Origin of the sequence: Microcoleus sp. FACHB-68, from assembly GCF_014695715.1 — a bacterium.
Taxonomy (GTDB): Bacteria; Cyanobacteriota; Cyanobacteriia; order Cyanobacteriales; family Oscillatoriaceae; genus FACHB-68.
In genome coordinates this window covers 1,121,801-1,139,249 of sequence record NZ_JACJOT010000008.1, presented here as the reverse complement: position 1 = coordinate 1,139,249, position 17,449 = coordinate 1,121,801, and the positions used below count along the sequence as shown (strand labels likewise).

Here is a 17,449-nt window from a genome sequence, read left to right as displayed (position 1 = left end):
GGTTGATTACTGTTGTGTGCTTACCGGCGGTTTTTAGCAGTTAGCTTAATGAAGACAATTTCTTGCGATAGGCTTTTCGAGAAACCGACACAATTTCCTGTTCTTGGAGTTTTTCGCCTTTCTTCTTAGCTTGGGAAATTTTTTCGCAAAGTCCGCTAATCGTTTGAACTTCAAATAAATCCCGCAGGGGCAACTCTACCTGAAATGTTTCGCGCAGTCTAGTTAACAATTGAGTCGCTAGCAAGGAATTTCCTCCCAGTTCAAAGAAACTGTCATAAATTCCGACTTGTTCTAAACTTAAAAGTTCAGACCAAATTCTGGCTAACCGTTCTTCAACCGGCGTTTGAGGTGCAACAAAGTTTTCATCCAATTCAGACTTTATAAAGTTAGGTGCGGGAAGTGCTTTGCGATCCACTTTGCCATTAGAAGTTAAGGGCAGAGTATCCAGTTTCATAAAGGTTGCCGGCACCATATATTCGGGCAGCTTTTCTTTTAAGAAGTTTTGCAACTCTTTGAAAGATGAAGCTTCAGAAATTGAAGAAGAAGACTCAGGAATAATATAAGCAACGAGACGCTTATTTTGTTGTTCGCCGAATGTAGTGACAACAGCTTCTCGCACGGCTGGATGTTGCATCAAAACTGATTCAATTTCTCCTAATTCAATGCGATAACCACCGACTTTAACTTGAAAGTCTTGTCTTCCCAAAAATTCAATATTGCCATCGGGGAGAAAACGTCCTAAATCTCCTGTGCGGTACAACTTTTCGCCGGTGCGAGGATGGGTGAAGAAGCTCGCAGCCGTTTTTATCTCATCGCGCCAGTAACCTTGAGCGAGTCCGATGCCGGCGATGTAAAGCTGTCCTGGAACCCATACGGGACAAGGTTCTAGCGCTTCATTGAGGACGTAGAAGCGCTGGTTTTTCATCGCTTGCCCGTAAGGAATGCTTTTCCAAGCTGAGTTTACTTGTTTAATTGGATAGAGAATTGACCAAATCGAGGCTTCCGTTGCACCCCCCAAGCTAATAACTTCTACCCCTTTAACTGCGGCTTGAATTTGAACCGGCAAGGTTAAGGGCAGCCAATCTCCGCTAAGCAAAACTAAGCGCAAACTTGCAAGGATTTTAGGAGTATTAGCTGCATATTCCACCATCATTTGCATTAAGGCAGGAACCGAATTCCAAATCGTAATTTTCTCGCGCTGCATTAACTTTGCCCAATGGGCAGGATCTTGGGTTTTACTGGCTTCGGGAATAACAAGGGTTCCCCCAGCAGCTAGAGTGCCAAAGATGTCATAAACTGACAGGTCAAAACTCAATGAAGAAAGTGCAAATACTCGGTCAGTTTCTCCCACGTTAAAACGCTGATTAATGTCAACAATTGTGTTAACAGCCCCGCGATGATTAATCGTTACGCCTTTGGGAGTGCCGGTGGAACCAGAAGTGTAAATAACGTAAGCGAGATTTTCTTCAGGGATGAGGGACGAGGGATGAGGGATGAGAGAGGAGTTTTCTCCCAATGCTTCATTATCTTCAAGGCAGATTCTTTGAAGATTTTCTGGCCATTCTAAGGCTGTGTCAAGCCAAGATTGAGTGACAGCGATCTGCACTTCTGCTTGTGCGAATAGATGCGATCGCCGTGCCGACGGGAGTGCAGGATCGATCGGCACATAGGCTGCGCCAGACATGAGAATGCCTAAGCAGGCAACAACTTGCTCCCAGCCTTTCTCCATAACGACAGCAATTAGGGTATTTGGGCGTGCACCGAGTTGTTGCAACCGGCAAGCGAGGTGATGGGAATGCCGGTGTAATTCTTCGTAAGTTAGAGTGCGATCGCTTGTTACCACAGCCGCTTTTTTAGGATGCAACGGCACGCGATCGCTAAATAAGCTGTGAAGCGTCGCTGCCGGCACAGGCGCGTCGGTGGCGTTGATAGCATTGCGTTGCGTTAATTGTGCCGAGGGTAATAATTCAGGGTGAATTTCTTGCCAGCTTTCTGTTTCATTTGCTAGACGTTGGAGGAAGTTGCAATAAGCGGCAAACATATCGTCCAGCATTCCGACAGGAAACAATTCCTCAACACAATCCCAGTGAAAAACGAGCGAGCCGGCTTCTTCAAATACCTGATGATCGAGAAAAACTTGGGGCGTTTGGGTGATACCGTAAATGAACTTTCCTAACCAATCTAAGGGAAAATTTTGTTCATCACTTTGAGCATCCTGAGTTAATGTGCTGGTAAACACCACCGGCATCATGGCGCTTGAAATTCTGTTTTGGTGCCGGCTTAACTCCCGCAATACTTCAACGCCACTAACATAACGGTGATCAAGATCGTCCCAAAGTTGTTCTTGAATGCGCTGCACTCGCTGTGCAAAGGGTGCCGGTGTGGCGTTATTTACTTCCAGCAAAGTTAATGAGGTGAAATCTCCAACAATCTCATTAACTTGGGGATGCAATGGCAAGCGATTGAATAAAGTTAAACCAATCGTAAATCGAGGAGTCTTGCTCCAAACTGTTAAGATTTCCGCAAAGGCAGCCAGCAAAATTCCTGAGTGAGTGATGCTGGCTTTGGTAGCTTTATCTTTCAGTTTTTGCCAAGTTTTTGCCTCTAATTTACCGCTGCGGCGCACAAAACGCGGTTGTTTAATTGCAGCAGGATTTTGAGCTAGAGGGAGTTCGGGTGCTGGGGGTAAACTGGGAAGCCGGTTTTGCCAATACTCTAAAGATCGCTGGTACTGTTCTGAATTGCGGCTAGCGATTTCACCTAACACATAATCTCGAAAAGATATTTGAAGTGGATTCAGCCTATTTTTTGCATTTTGATAAAGCTTGGCTAGTTCTTGTCCAAGTATTTGAAAACTCCAAGCATCGCTAATTAAGGCATCAAAACTGAAGTGAAGTCGAACTTTTTGCTGATCTAATTGAGAAGCCTGAATTTCAAACAAAGGCCAGCGATCACAGAGTAAGATTTGATGAGATAATGAACGGCGAACTTCCTCTAGTCGAGCATTGATGAATTCAGAACTTTGTTGCCGCCAATCTAAAACTCGAATTTGATAAGCTGGCACTTTTTCTAAAATCTGCTGTTGGCCGTCTGGTAAGATAATTGCCCGCAGTATGTCATGACGTTCAACCAGTTCTTGCCAAGCTTTATTGAATCGTTCAAAGTCTAAATTAACGGTGTCAATTTCTACATAAATATGCGCGGCAACATTTCCTAATTCAAATGCCCTACTGCGACCAATCCAGTAAGCTTGCTGAATATCAGTTAGCGGGAAAGGTTGATGCCGGCTGTCTTGATTTGGGACAATTGCAGGTAAGGAATTGATAGACAGTTTTTCATCTATTTGTTTGGCTTGTTGTGCGATCAAAGTGCCCAAAGTTGCGACAGTAGGACATTGAAATAGGCAGCGCAAAGGTAAGCCCACCTGAAATGTTTCACGCACTTTTGCAACCAGTCGAGTTGCCAGGAGAGAATGTCCTCCCAATTCAAAGAAATTGTCGTTAATTCCGACTTGTTTAACACCTAAAACATTCGCCCAAATATCAGCAAGCTGCTGTTGTTGTGGAGTGCGAGGTGCCGCGAAAGCAGACTCTAATTCCGGTCTAGAGGTATCAGGAGTCGGCAGCGCTGAGCGGTCAATTTTTCCGTTAGAGGTCAGCGGGATAGAACCGAGGAACACAAAAGCAGCCGGCACCATATATTCCGGCAGTTTCTCCTTTAAAAAGCTTCGCAATTCGCTAGATTTTATCGGAGAACCTTGACTATCTATTAAGGGTTCATTAGCCACAAGATAAGCCACTATTCGCTTATTGCCCGGCTCATCTTCTCTAGCAATCACAACCGCTTTCTCGACAGATGGATGCTGACTGAGAGCCGCTTCTATTTCTCCCAGTTCGATGCGAAATCCCCGAATTTTTACTTGATGGTCAATTCTTCCTAAATACTCAAGCTCTCCATTTGGCAGATAACGCGCTAAATCCCCAGATTTATAAAGTCGTGCTTCAGGCTCGTCGCTGAAGCAATTAGAAATAAATCGTTCAGCGGTTAATTCTGGGCGATTGAGATATCCCCGCGCCACACCGGCACCCCCAATATACATTTCACCCGGAACCCCAATGGGAACCGGCTGGCGATTATTATCTAATAAATACACTTGTAAGTCAGGAATTGGCCGACCAATTACACTTCCGGTTGCATTCAGATCAGCCTTTGTTAGGGGACGATAAGTGACATGAACGGTGGTTTCTGTAATCCCGTACATATTCACTAATTGTGGGGTTTTGTCGCCGTGCCGTTCAAACCAGGGTTTCAAACTTTGCAACTCTAATGCTTCCCCGCCGAAAATTACTAAACGCAGGTTTAATTCTTCAGAGCTTTCTCTAGACTCTTCCGCTTTAATCAGTTGACGAAAAGCCGAAGGAGTCTGATTGAGAACAGTGACTTTCTGTTCATTTAACAACTGATAAAAATCTGCAGGTGAGCGGCTGGTTATGTAGGGAACGACAACAAGTTTGCCTCCGTAAAGCAGCGCTCCCCAAATTTCCCACACGGAGAAGTCAAAGGCGATTGAATGGAAAACTGTCCAGACATCTTCGGCGTTGAAATTATACCAAGGTTGTGTAGCGGCAAATAAACGGACAACGTTTGAGTGGGTGACTGTGACGCCTTTGGGTGTGCCGGTTGAGCCAGAGGTATAAATGACATAAGCGAGGTGGCCGGCGCAGACATTGCTGAGAGGATTTTCTGGGCTTTTTTCGGTAATAAATTCTTGATTTTCATCTAAACATAGGATTTGACCGCTGTAGTTCGATACGGTTTCTAACAGTTGTTTCTGAGTCAGCAGTATTGGCACCTGTGCATCTTCAAGCATGAAAGCAAGGCGCTCTTTTGGAGAGGATGGATCGATTGGCAGGTAAGCACCGCCGGCTTTAAGAATTGCTAGAATTCCCACGAGCATTTCTAGGGAACGTTCAACACAAATTCCGACTAAAACTTCGGGTTTGACTCCTAAAGTTTGCAGGTAATTTGCTAAATTATTTGCTTTTTCATTCAGTTCTTGATAAGTTAGCTGCTGATTTTCAAAAATTGCGGCAACTGCATGGGGTGTGCGTTGAACTTGGGCTTCAAATAGCTGATGTATGCAGAGATTTTCTTCAGGTGTGTTTGGTTTTTGGCTTGGGTTAACCCACTGCACTAATAGTTGATGTTTTTCGGTTTCAGTCAGCACCGGCAGTTCGGAAATTCGCTGTTCTGGGTTTGCAACAATTCCTTCTAGTAGCGTTTGGAAATGCCCCATCATTCGAGTGATCGTACCGGCTTGGAATAAATCAGTGTTATATTCCCAAGTTCCGATTAGTCCCTGTTCAGTTTCTTCTAAAAATAGAGTTAAATCAAAATTAGCGGTGCCGGTGTCTACTTCCTGTGAACTGAATTTCAGTGCCGGCAAGTCCAAAGTCTGGGTCAAGTTATTTTGGAAGACAAGAGCCACTTGAAATAGCGGCGAATGACTTAAATCTCGCTCTGGTTGCAATTCCTCTACCAGCTTCTCGAAGGGCAAGTCTTGATGAGCGTAAGCACCTAAAGCGACTTCGCGAACTCGACTCAATAACGCTCGAAAACTGGGATCGCCGGCCAGATCAGTTCGCAGCACTAAAGTATTGACAAAAAAGCCAATTAAGGGTTTTATTTCTGATTGATTGCGGTTAGCAACCGGCGAACCAATTAAAATATCTTCTTGTCCGGTATAGCGGTACAACAATACTTTGAATGCTGCCAGCAAAGTCATGAATAAAGTTGTTTTTTCTTGCCGGCTTAATTCACAAACCGCCTCAGTTAAACCCTTAGAAAACTCCCACGTTTGCCGTTTTCCCTGAAACGTTTGAACCGCAGGAAGGGGAAAATCTGTGGGTAAATTTAACACCGGCAGGCTTCCGCTTAGCTGCTGTTTCCAATAACTTAGCTGTGTTTCTAAAACCTCTCCCTGCAACCACTGACGCTGCCAAACTGCAAAATCTGCATACTGAATTGGCAAAGAAGGAAGTGACGCTATGTTCCCTGTGGAAAAAGCTTGATAAAGTGTGGCAATTTCTCCCATGAAAACGCCCATTGACCAGCCATCAAATACGATATGATGCGCTGTCAAAATCAGAACGTGTTCGCCTTCAGATAGTTGCAGGAGTTTGGCGCGTAATAAAGAGTCTTGTTCTAAGTTGAATGGGGTTCGCGCTTCCTGAAGAATGAAATCTTGAATCAGATCCCCCCCTTTATAAGGGGATGTATGATTTTCAGTTTGAGGGAAATCGACAACCGGCACTTCAAAATCGAGATTTTGATGAATAACCTGCACCGGCTGCCCTTCTACCGACGCAAATGTGGTTCTTAACACTTCATGCCGGCAGACAATCTCATTTAAACTTTTTCTCAGTGCTTCTACATCAAGGTTTCCTGTTAAATGGATCGTCGTGCAAAGATTATAAAAGGGGTTTGCCGGCTCTAATTGATCAAAAAACCACAACCGCTCTTGAGCAAAAGATAACGGGATATTCTCTTTGCGAGAAATTGGCACAATTGCTGATATAGCCGGGATTCCTGCCACTTGCTCAAGAATTTGTGCAGCCAACTGAGCCAGATTGATTTCCTCAAAAAAGTCTGCAACCGATAAACTCACTCCGAGGTCAGTTTCAATTTGATTTTTTAACTCAAAAACTTTTAAAGAATCAAGTCCTAAGCTATTTAAAGGCTGCTGCAATGAGTTGATAGGTAGCTTCACCGGCAGGACTCGCGTCACTTGCTCTAAAAGATAAGCTTCCAGAACCGGCACCCGTGCTTCTGGAGTCTCTGCCAACAATATTTCACGGGTTAACCGCGTCTCACTTTCTGCGACTAACGTTAAAAGGCTACTTCCTAAAACCTCTAAACTGCCGTTTAAAAATTCCGTCTTACAAGCGCGACGCTGAATTTTTCCACTGGTTGTCTTTGGAATCGTCGTTGGTTTAATTAACACGACTCCATAGACTTCTACCTCAAATTCTTCAGCGATTGCCTGACGAATGGCTGCGGCAATTTCTTCTATATCCGGTGCTTGCCGAGATTCTAACTCTTGCACCACAATGAGCTGTTTTTCTCGCTCAACTTGTACTGAAAAAGCCGCATTGGCAGCCAGTCTTAAAGCGGGATGGCTGCGCTCAACAACTCTCTCAATATCTTGGGGATAAAGATTACGGCCTCGAATGATAATTAAATCTTTGAGCCGGCCTGTAATAAACAACTCTTTTTTATGAAAAAAGCCTAAATCTCCCGTGCGTAAAAACGGCCCTTCTCCGGTATCAGAAAGATATGCTTGAAAGGTTGCTTTTGTTTCTTCCTGCCGGCTCCAATATCCCTGCGCCACCGAAGAACCGGCAACCCAAATTTCACCCACTTCGCCATCAGCACAGCGGCTCAGCAAATCAGGATTGACAATCGCAACATTAATATCAAAATCAGGATAACCGCACCCAACCAGGGTTCGCGCACCTTCTTCGTTTTCCGCAATTTCTACAACGCGATTTTTTTCAAGCGCCGCTGCTTCCACAGCTCGGAAAACAGGCGCATCTTTTTTATGAACTGTAGAAATTTTTAGCGTTGTTTCTGCCATTCCGTAAGCCGGACAAAAGGCATCCCAACGAAAACCGCAAGGTTCAAATACTTTAAAAAATTGTTCTAAAACTTGTTTATCAATCGGTTCTGCGCCGTTATAAGCCACACGCCAGCTACTTAAATCTAGTGTCGCTCGTTGCGCCGGCGAGATTTTACGAGCGCAAAGATCGTAAGCAAAATTTGGCCCGCCGCTATGGGTTGCTTGATAACGTGAAATTGCTTCCAGCCACCGAACCGGACGCTGAATAAACGCTGCCGGCGGCATGAAATAACAGGGAATTCCTTTATAAAGTGGTTTTAATAATCCATCAATTAACCCCATATCGTGAAAATGGGGCAGCCATGTCACGGCAACGCTATCTTGTGTATGTTCAAAACCGCGATCAATACAATCAATATTGTGCAGTACATTGGCGTGACTAATCATCACGCCTTTCGGAGTGGAGGTGGAGCCAGAGGTGTATTGCAAATAAGCCAAATCATCAGGGTTGATCGCCGGCTCAAACCACGCTTCCTCCTGATCAATTAGCGCGTCAGTCGCCAACCACTGCATTGCTTTTAACTGCGGCGCTCGCTCAAATATCGCTTCTAAATTACCGGCAATTCGCGTGGTTGTCAGTGCAAAACTTGCCTGTGCATCGGTTGCAATAACTTGAATTTTGGATAAATTGCGCTTCACCTTGGGTGGGTAAAGCGGAACTGCGATCACTTGGCTATATAAACACCCGAAAAAGGCGACGAGATAATCAAGTCCTGCGGGATATAGCAGCAAAGCACGTTCTCCACTCGCAGCCAAAGATTGCAGCGAGGCTGCGATCGCACGACTTTGCCGGTCTAATTCTTGATAAGTAATGCTGATTTCTTCAGTTTCGCCTTCTGGCAAAAAGGTATAAGCGATCTTTTCTGGCTGGTGGAATGCTCTGTAGCGCAGGAGTTCCACTAAATTGGCACAACTCAGGGAGCGTTGCGAAAAGTTCTGAGAATAATCGGCCATTGATCTCTATCAACCCCAAAGTGTTGAACACGGCTGCGAAAAGTCAAAATTATCCCGTAAAAGCTTGAAAGCCTTGTCAGTAAACGCTTATAGCTGTTTAAGTTGGGAATCTGCGAGAGCGCGTTTTACTTCTAGTGCCCTCACCGGCCTGTCAGTGCCTTGATGCAATCTGTAACAGGCTTGACAGTTATTTACCTTACCATGCTGCAACTAATTGTCAATAGGCTGGTTCTAAATTTTTGAAGTTTGCCAGGACTGTTGGATAATCTTTGTCAGCTATTGAAGGTAGGATTTTGTCATGGGGTTGCCTAATGTGCGTTCTTCGTGCTTTCATGAATGCTGTTACTTGCCAAGAGGGGTGATGCCCCCTAATAAGTAATGAATTTCATTGTCATTAAACTGTGATTGACAGAATGGATGACTTTGCTATTTAATTAAAATTCTTTCTCATTAAAGACTGAGCACGGCTTTTAAAACTGAGGGATCGTGAACTCAGGCAGATCATACGGGTGTGACTGGATCGATTTTTGTGTGAGGAGCAATGGACAGACAACAGCAATTTCTCAGGGGTTTGGGGCTGGCTGGAGCGTTATCGGTATTAATCGCTTTGCCGGCAAAAAGTGAGATCGCGCAAGTGACCAACGTTCGGGTCAACCAGACACCAAGCGGCCTGGAGGTTATCTTAGAAACCGCAGACGGCAAACCTTTGCAAGTCTTCAGTTACAGCTATGGTGAAACCTTCGTTGCGGACGTGATCACCACTCAGTTGCGTTTACCGGCTGGCAATGCGTTTCGTCAAGACAATCCAGCACCGGGAATCAGCTCAATCCAAGTAATCCCCCTGGATACTTACAGCGTTCGAGTCATCGTCACCGGCGAGACAGGCGTACCCACCGCACAAGTGAGCAATAGCAAACAGGGTCTAGTTCTCAGCGTCAACCCCGGTACTGAAACAACCGCACAACAGCCGGCACCGACTAGACCGACAAAGCCATCACAGCAACCCAGCATTGAAAGGCCGCCAGCACCGATCCCCACACCCCCATCTGGTCAGCAACCCACACTACCAACGATCCCCACATCACCCGACACTGAACCAGAGACTCAAGCACCGATCCCCAGACCTTCTCCAGATGCCGGTGAACCCGACTTTGAAACACCCTCAACTCCGCCATCGGGTGAGCCAGGGGTTCAAATTCCGCCACTGCCTCCCACTGGGCCTGACTCCGCTCAAACAGAAGCAGAGCGACCTGTTGACCTGATTGTTACTGCCACCCGAACGGCAGAAGAAGTGGAAGATGTGCCGCGTTCTGTCACCGTGATTGACCGTGAAGAGATCCAACAACAGGCAACCTTTTCCAGAAACCTACCGGATGTTCTGGGCCAGTCGGTTCCCGGCTTAGGCCAACCAAACCAAAGCTATCGTTCATTTGGACAATCTTTGCGGGGTCGCCGGCCTCTTGTGTTGATTGACGGCGTGCCGGTGAGCACCAACCTTTCAACCGCCTATGGTACAGAACTGCGATCCATCGATCCCAGCGCCATTGAGCGAGTTGAAGTTATTCGTGGCCCTAGTGCGGTCTACGGGGAAGGGGCGACGGGGGGTGTGATCAACATCATCACCCGGTCACCTGGTGAAGAGGGCATCACTTCTAACATACAAGCAGATCTGACGAACTCCTTAAGCCATATCGAGGACAGTTTCGGATCGAACCTTGTCTACGGAATTTCTGGCCGGCAGGGTAATGTTGACTTTACCACCAGCGCCTCAGTCGTCAAAGTTGGCGCAGCTTTTGATGCCGAAGGCGACCGAATTCCCCTTGCGGAAGTCGATGCTTCAGATAGCACAACAATTAATTTACTCGGCAAAGTTGGCCTAGATATTACAGACGAGCAACGCCTCCAACTGACGTTTAATCATTTCCGCGACACCCAAGAGGTGAAATATATCACCGATCCCGCCGTTGACCAGGATGAAGATGACGAAAAAGCCAGAGCGCTGAGAAGAAACTTACAATTTATTGGAGTTCCTGGCCCACAAAATCTCAATACCGTGGCTAGTCTAGATTATTCCAATGAAAACATCTTTGGTAGTCGTGTTCAAGCTCAAGCCTACTATCGGCAGAACGCCAGTGGCGGTGCGTTTTTTGATAACCGAATTTTCGAGCCTGAAAGCTTGATTGATGTTGCCAACTCCCGACAGGAAACAGAACGTTTAGGCGGAAGATTGCAAATTGACACCCCTTTTAGTGACGTTGCCAGCTTACTTTGGGGCGTTGATTATGTGAAGGAGGATATCGGCCAGAAGTTTGAACTTTTCGATACAGAAGAGTTCGATGCAAGTGGAGGGAACGTTCTACGGAAAATCGGAGAGCGCGATTATGTACCCCCTTATGAAGTGAATAACCTCGGCTTATTCGCCCAGCTCCAATGGGATATTAGCGAGCAATTTCTTTTAAGTGGTGGCTTGCGTCACGAACGCATTGGCCTGACTGTTGACGACTACCTCACAGCAGAAGATCAGCCGATTACAGGCGGAGAACGGGATTTTGATGCAACCGTTTTTAATGCCGGCGCTGTTTATAAAGCCACGGAAGAAATTAGTTTCTTTACTAACTTTGCCCAAGGTTTTTCCATTCCAGATTTTGGCCGTATTCTCCGCAGACCTCCCGAAGGTTTTGTTGCAGTTGAATCGGATTTGCAGGTGACAGAACCGATCAAAACGAATAACTACGAACTTGGCATTCGAGGTCAGTGGTCTCAGGTGCAAGTATCACTTGCCGGCTTCTACAATACCTCAGAACTTGGTTCCACTCTGCAAGAGGATGAAAACGGTCGATTAGAAATTATCCGTGCCCCACAACGTATTTACGGCGCTGAAGCAACGATTGATTGGCAACCGACAGATAACTGGCAATTCGGCGGTACAGCAAGCTGGACAGAAGGTGAAAGTGATGATGATGAAGATGGCGAATATCTGGCGCTTGATAGTAGTACAATTCAGCCGGTGAAGCTGACAGCTTATATCGAAAACCAAACCACACCAGGCTGGAGTAATCGTTTGCAATTGCTCTTTAGTGGTGATCGCAGTGCCGGCTTTGAAGCTGAACTGGATGGTGCACCGATTGAAAGTTACATCACCGTAGACTACCTCAGCAGCATTCAGATCGGGCGAGGAACGCTACAAATTGGCATTCAAAACTTGTTAAATGAGCAGTATTCCACTGTCCAATCTCAATGGCTGGGTGGTTTTCTAGATTCTCTAGACACCGCAGCTAGAGGCAGAACGGTTACTGTAGGCTACAGTTTGTCTTTTTAAGACTAAACCAAGCTAAAAAGAGCGGAAAATTCACTGCTTTTAAACAGGACTGCCGGCAAACAAATTCTGATTGAGTGTAGGGTGTGTGTCTTACGCACCCTACTCAGTTATTCAGGTAAGCGAGGCGACAGGATATCAGAAGGGAGGAAGAGTTTTTGAGCGATGGAAAGAAGCCGGCTGAAGTAATTTAAGTACCCATCCTTTCCAAATTCGGTGAATCAATATGAAATTACGTCAGCTCGCCTTGAGTACACACCGCTATTTAGGAATATTAGTCGGACTCATACTGGTTCTAATTGGCTTAACCGGCAGCTTCTTAGTTTTTCATAAAGAGATCGATCACTTTCTCAATCCCCATCTGTTTCACGTCATTCCTCAAGGAGAGCGAATCCCTGTCCAAACAGCCCTTGATACAGTCCGCTCAGCCTATCCCGATTTAACGCTATCTTACATCGATCTGCCTCAAAAGATAGATAGCGTTTATAAAATCGCAATGTCATCAAAAAACGATGAATCACTCTTCTTTTACCTCAACCCTTACACTGGCGATATCCTCGGTTCGCAACAGTGGGGACGCACCTTAACTACTTTTATCTATGACCTACACTACAAACTGCTTGCCGGCGAAATCGGCATGAAAGTTGTTGGCACCAGCGGGATATTGCTGCTACTGCTAAGCATCACCGGCATTATTTTATGGCCAGGTTGGAAAAAATTGATTTCAGGCTTCAAAATTCGCTGGAATTCCCCCAGCCGGTTAATTAATTACGATCTCCACAAAGTCGGGGGAATCTTATCAGCCATCTTTCTAATAATCATCGCCTTCACCGGCACCGCAATAATTTTTCACACCGAATTTGAAAACGCCGTTTACTCGCTCACTCAAACACCCCATCCGCCGGAACTAACATCCAAAGTTGTCAAAAACAAGCCGGTGATGCCAATTGATGCCATTTTAAAAAAAGCCGATGCAGCCTTACCGGGTGCAAAAACTACCTTTATTTCCCTTCCAAGCCAACCCGAAGAAATTATCCAAGTTAGAAAGAAATTTCCCCAAGAAATCACCCCGAATGGAAATAGTAGAATCTATCTTGACCAGTACAGCGGCCAAGTCTTACGCGTAGAAAATGCCTTAAAAACACCTTTAGCCACCAAAATTGTAAATTTACTATTTCCCCTCCACATCGGCAACTATGGAGGCATAGGAACCCGAATCATTCATGTATTAATCGGTCTTTCCCCCGCCTTCCTATTTCTTACCGGCCTCGTATTGTGGCGACAGCGCCAGTGGGCAAAAGCACGACGAGAAGAAGCCATCCGCCGCAGCCAAGGCATCCCCGTTTACGAACAAGAAACCCTCAGACTAACCGAATGGCCCTGGTTTTAAACCATCAAAATCTTATCCCCCAAAAACCCATAACACCCACCCATAAACCATCCGCGTTTATCTGCGTCCATCTGCGGTTAAAAAAATCTTATCCCCCAAAAACCCATAACACCCACCCATAAACCATCCGCGTTTATCTGCGTCCATCTGTGGTTAAAAAAATCTTATCCCCCAAAAACCCATAACACCCACCCATAAACCATCCGCGTTTATCTGCGGTTAAAAATATATACCTATCGTGCGAACCTTCCTAACCATTTGGATCGGCCAAACAGCCTCAATTCTTGGCAGCAAAATGTCAAGCTTTGCCCTCACAATATGGGTGTGGGAAATCACAGAACAAACAACAGCACTAGCATTATTCGGCTTCTTCAGCCAAATCCCACGAATCTTAATCGCACCCTTCGCCGGCATTATTGTAGATCGCTACAATCGGAAACTTTTAATGATAGCCGGCGATACCATTGCCGGCCTATCAACCATCGCCATCTTATTCCTTTATCTCACCCACAATCTGCAAATCTGGCACCTATATGTAGCCGGCTCAATCACCGGCACCTTCGAGCAAATTCAAGAACTCGCTTACTCAGCAACAATCTCAATCATGGTGCCCGAAAAGCAGTACAGCCGCGCCAGCAGTATTGGCTTTTTAGCAAATTATGGCTCTAATATCATGGCACCGGCACTCGCAGGTTCCCTCTACTATCTCATTAGCCTCGCCGGCATCTTAACCATCGATCTCATCACCTTTATACTCGCCGTCACCACAGTCCTCTTCGTACACATCCCGCAACCAAAAATTACCGAAACAGCGCAACAAAGCCGGCCAAACATCCTCCACGAAATTAGTTTCGGCTTCCGTTACATCGCCAAACGCCCCAGTTTGCTAGCGCTGCTGCTATCCGCCTCCCTGTTTTGGTTTGCCCACGATATCGGCGCAGCACTTTACTCGCCCATGATTTTAGCCCGCACCGGCAACGATGCCAGAGTCTTGGGAACCGTCGCCTCAGCAGCCGGTATCGGCGGCGTTATCGGGGCACTAATCATCACCGGCTGGGGTGGGCCAAAGCGTCGAATCAACGGTTTTCTGCTGGGAATGGTGGGTGCCGGCGCAAGTAAAATCGTGTTTGGCCTCGGTCAAACGCTGTTCATTTGGATTCCTGCACAATTTTGTTCATCTGTCAACTTTCCACTCCTGGGTAGTTCTTATGATGCGATTTGGTTGGCCAAAGTTAAACCGGCAGTGCAAGGGCGCGTATTCGCCACTCGTTCAATGCTGATGATGCTCATGTCAGCACTCGGTTACTTAATAGCGGGGCCACTTGCGGATTATGTATTTGAGCCGGCGATGAAGCCACAAGGTTCGCTGGCACCCATTTTTGGGGGAATATTTGGGACGGGTGACGGTGCCGGTGTGGCGCTTTTGTACGTTATTAGCTCAATCTGCTTATTGCTTGTTGGGTTAAGTGGGTATGCGTTCCGCCGGTTGCGCGATGTGGAAACGCTTGTGGCAGATCGGGATGAGGATTTTTAACCGCAGATAAACGCAGATAAACGCAGATGATAGCGCAGCGGGCCGGCGGGCATACAGAGATAAACACAGATCATTGCTAATTTATCTGTGTTTATCTGTGGTTTATTAAAACTGTTGCCGAGAAGCTAAATGGGCTTCAATTTCTGAACGAGATCGCCACACCGGCCTTAATTGTTTGCCGGCAAATAACTTTAACTGATCGCCACGATGCGGCGAATGGGGTTGGGTTGCATTCCCATAACTGGTCAGTGCCATTGCTTTTACCGGCTGAGAAAATTCAATCACGGCAACGTAGGAATCTCCCCCAACTGCTTCAAAATGACCGTCTTCTGTGGGAGATAATTCAAGTGCCCGAAATGCACCCAGAAAATCTTCAGCACCATTTGCCGGCAAATTAACATCCCCCAAATCAAGCCGGTTTATCTCGCCCCACGCAATATCTAGTGCCCCATAAGTCGCCTCAACTTTGGCTGCAACTGCTTCCAATACCGATACCGCGCCGGCAGGATTTGCTAAACCATCAGGCGTTGTCAGGGGAGATTTTTCACTCCAAGGTTTCGCAAACAAATTATCAGAATCCATTGCATCAGCCCAGAATGCAAAAAGCACGGCACCTCGGCTATCTGCATCTGCATTGCGATCCCAATTTTGCAAGACATCAGCCGCCCGACGCGCCAATTCACTACCCTGACGGGCGGCAGGAATTAAATCGTCTAGCAAACGATCAGCCAATTCCATCCGCGTTGAGTGCTTATATTTAACCAGTTCATCAAACGAGAGTTTGTCCTCTTCAAGCAGCATCTTCGCTGAACGCTGGGGCCGCAAATTCATCGGGCCACGCGGTGCCATATAGGGAGGATAATTATCTGGATCGATTGCCGGGGGAAATGTTGTTGTCCAGGGCGAATCGTTAGCATTTTGCAACCAGCCGGTGGGCGGATCGATCACACGGGGTAAGTCTTCATAAGGGTGATTTTTTGTCCATAAATTATTAGATTGATCACCGGGAATAATTCCAGACCAATCTTCAAAATCTCCCTGAGAACGCACCGGCACCTGACCGTTAAAAAAGTGCATAATATGCCCTTCTCGATCTGCATACATCACCGTAAACATGGGAATTTGCAAGCGTTTAAGAGCGGTTTCAAACGCTGTCAAATTGTTCGCCCGTGCCATCTCCCACCACTCTTCTAAAGCTCCAGGCTGATCCAGTCCCACAACTCGCAGCGCAATGGCTTTATCATCTTTTTGCGTGACAACCGGCCCGTGAATGGATTGCCGCACGATCAACGGTTCTTCACGCAGAGTACCGTCTGCTTGTTTCACTTTCAAGACTTTGTTTTGTGTCTCAAATGCTTTAATTTTGCCATCGAAGCGATAACCGTCCTTTGCTAATTGCAATTCGTAGGCATCCCAGCCATCATGGGTGTTGACCGTATGAGTCCAGCCCAGGTTATTATTAAAAGCAATTTCTAGAACAGGAAATCCCACGAGGGTTGCTCCATAGGCATCAATTCCAGGGGCGTTTAATTGCGCTTCATACCACAGAAATAAGTCTGCCCAAGGAAGATGTGGGTTGGCAAGTAACATCGCGTTTCCACTTTCTGAATGTGAGGGTGCGATCGCCCAACCATTTGAACCGGCAGGGTTGGTGTCTTCGTCAATATTGGAAAGACTTTGTGGGTTGACAACAAATGTGAAATGAACGACACGTTGCAAGTGAGCGAGTAAATCTGCCGGCTCAATTGGCAGCACAATTTCTAATTCATCGTCGATTTCATCACGATGTTGTTTAGCATAAGCGTTGATGCCGGCGGCAAAGGCATCAAGATAAGTTTGAAACTCTGGACTTTGGGCTTTATACCACTCGCCGGCGCGTTCGGGAATTCCCATTGTCTGCACCCATTGATCAGATTCTAAATAATCTTGCCCCCAGTATTCTGCTGCCCGTCCCCGCGCTTGACCATACAAACGTAAAATCAGATTGCCGTGACTTTGCATCTGCGCCCAACCAAAGGCGTGAAACAAACTTTTTGCATCTTGTGCGTAAATATGAGGAACGCCATAGGTATCCCACAAAATTTCGTTGCTTTGTGAGCCGGCGGATGGACTGTAGATGCCTAGAAGCAAAGTTAGGACAAAACCGGCAATTAATAGAATGATTCGTAACAATCGCCTTTTAAGACGAGCTGAAAGCGGTAGATTTAAGAACATTTTTAGAAGGTAGGGGTCTGAACAAGGAATAATTTATCCGGTTATTCGGTTTTTGTTAAGCGTACTCCCCTTTTTACTCTAAGGAAATTTAAGATTTATGTTTTTATATTTAATTTTATTTAAAAGTTAATATATTTTTGAATTTAGGGCATTCTTTAAAAAGCTAAGTAGTAGGCAAAATTAAACATGACTTCAGAAGAGAGACACTGAGCATAGAGCAAGGATGGGGTAATCACCACAGACAAGAGCCGGCGTCAAAAGGTGTTAAGTTTATTGATGTATCGCGACTTCACCCTTCTGGAACAGGCATTTTTCCGTTCAAGCCGGCAGCGGTAGGCACCTGTCAGCGAAGTTTTGTAAACC

The 17,449-nt window shown here is 46.1% G+C and carries 5 protein-coding genes; 3 read left to right on the top strand and 2 right to left on the bottom strand.

Annotated elements, in window-relative coordinates:
* Positions 1–40 precede the first annotated feature (40 nt).
* Positions 41–8,632, bottom strand: coding sequence for a non-ribosomal peptide synthetase (locus H6F73_RS13510; protein WP_190759232.1), 8,592 nt, complete (start codon positions 8,630–8,632; stop codon positions 41–43).
* A 541-nt stretch (positions 8,633–9,173) separates the two neighbouring features.
* On the opposite strand from H6F73_RS13510, the gene H6F73_RS27015 reads away from it, so the two are divergent.
* The 3 genes from H6F73_RS27015 (at position 9,174) to H6F73_RS13495 (ending at position 14,872) form a co-directional block, all read left to right on the top strand.
* Complete coding sequence (locus tag H6F73_RS27015) at positions 9,174–11,951, top strand: TonB-dependent receptor (RefSeq protein ID WP_190759231.1); 2,778 nt, start codon at positions 9,174–9,176, stop codon at positions 11,949–11,951.
* 223 nt (positions 11,952–12,174) lie between these two features.
* Positions 12,175–13,338 (top strand): PepSY-associated TM helix domain-containing protein, encoded by a 1,164-nt coding sequence (locus H6F73_RS13500; RefSeq protein WP_190759230.1) that lies wholly within the window; start codon positions 12,175–12,177, stop codon positions 13,336–13,338.
* Between the two features lie 238 nt (positions 13,339–13,576).
* Positions 13,577–14,872, top strand: a complete 1,296-nt coding sequence (locus tag H6F73_RS13495) for an MFS transporter (RefSeq protein WP_190759229.1) — start codon at positions 13,577–13,579, stop codon at positions 14,870–14,872.
* Positions 14,873–14,977: 105 nt separating this feature from the next.
* Here H6F73_RS13495 and H6F73_RS13490 read toward each other — a convergent pair whose 3' ends face one another.
* Complete coding sequence (locus tag H6F73_RS13490) at positions 14,978–17,044, bottom strand: acylase (protein ID WP_347239533.1); 2,067 nt, start codon at positions 17,042–17,044, stop codon at positions 14,978–14,980.
* Between the last annotated feature and the right edge of the window lie 405 nt (positions 17,045–17,449).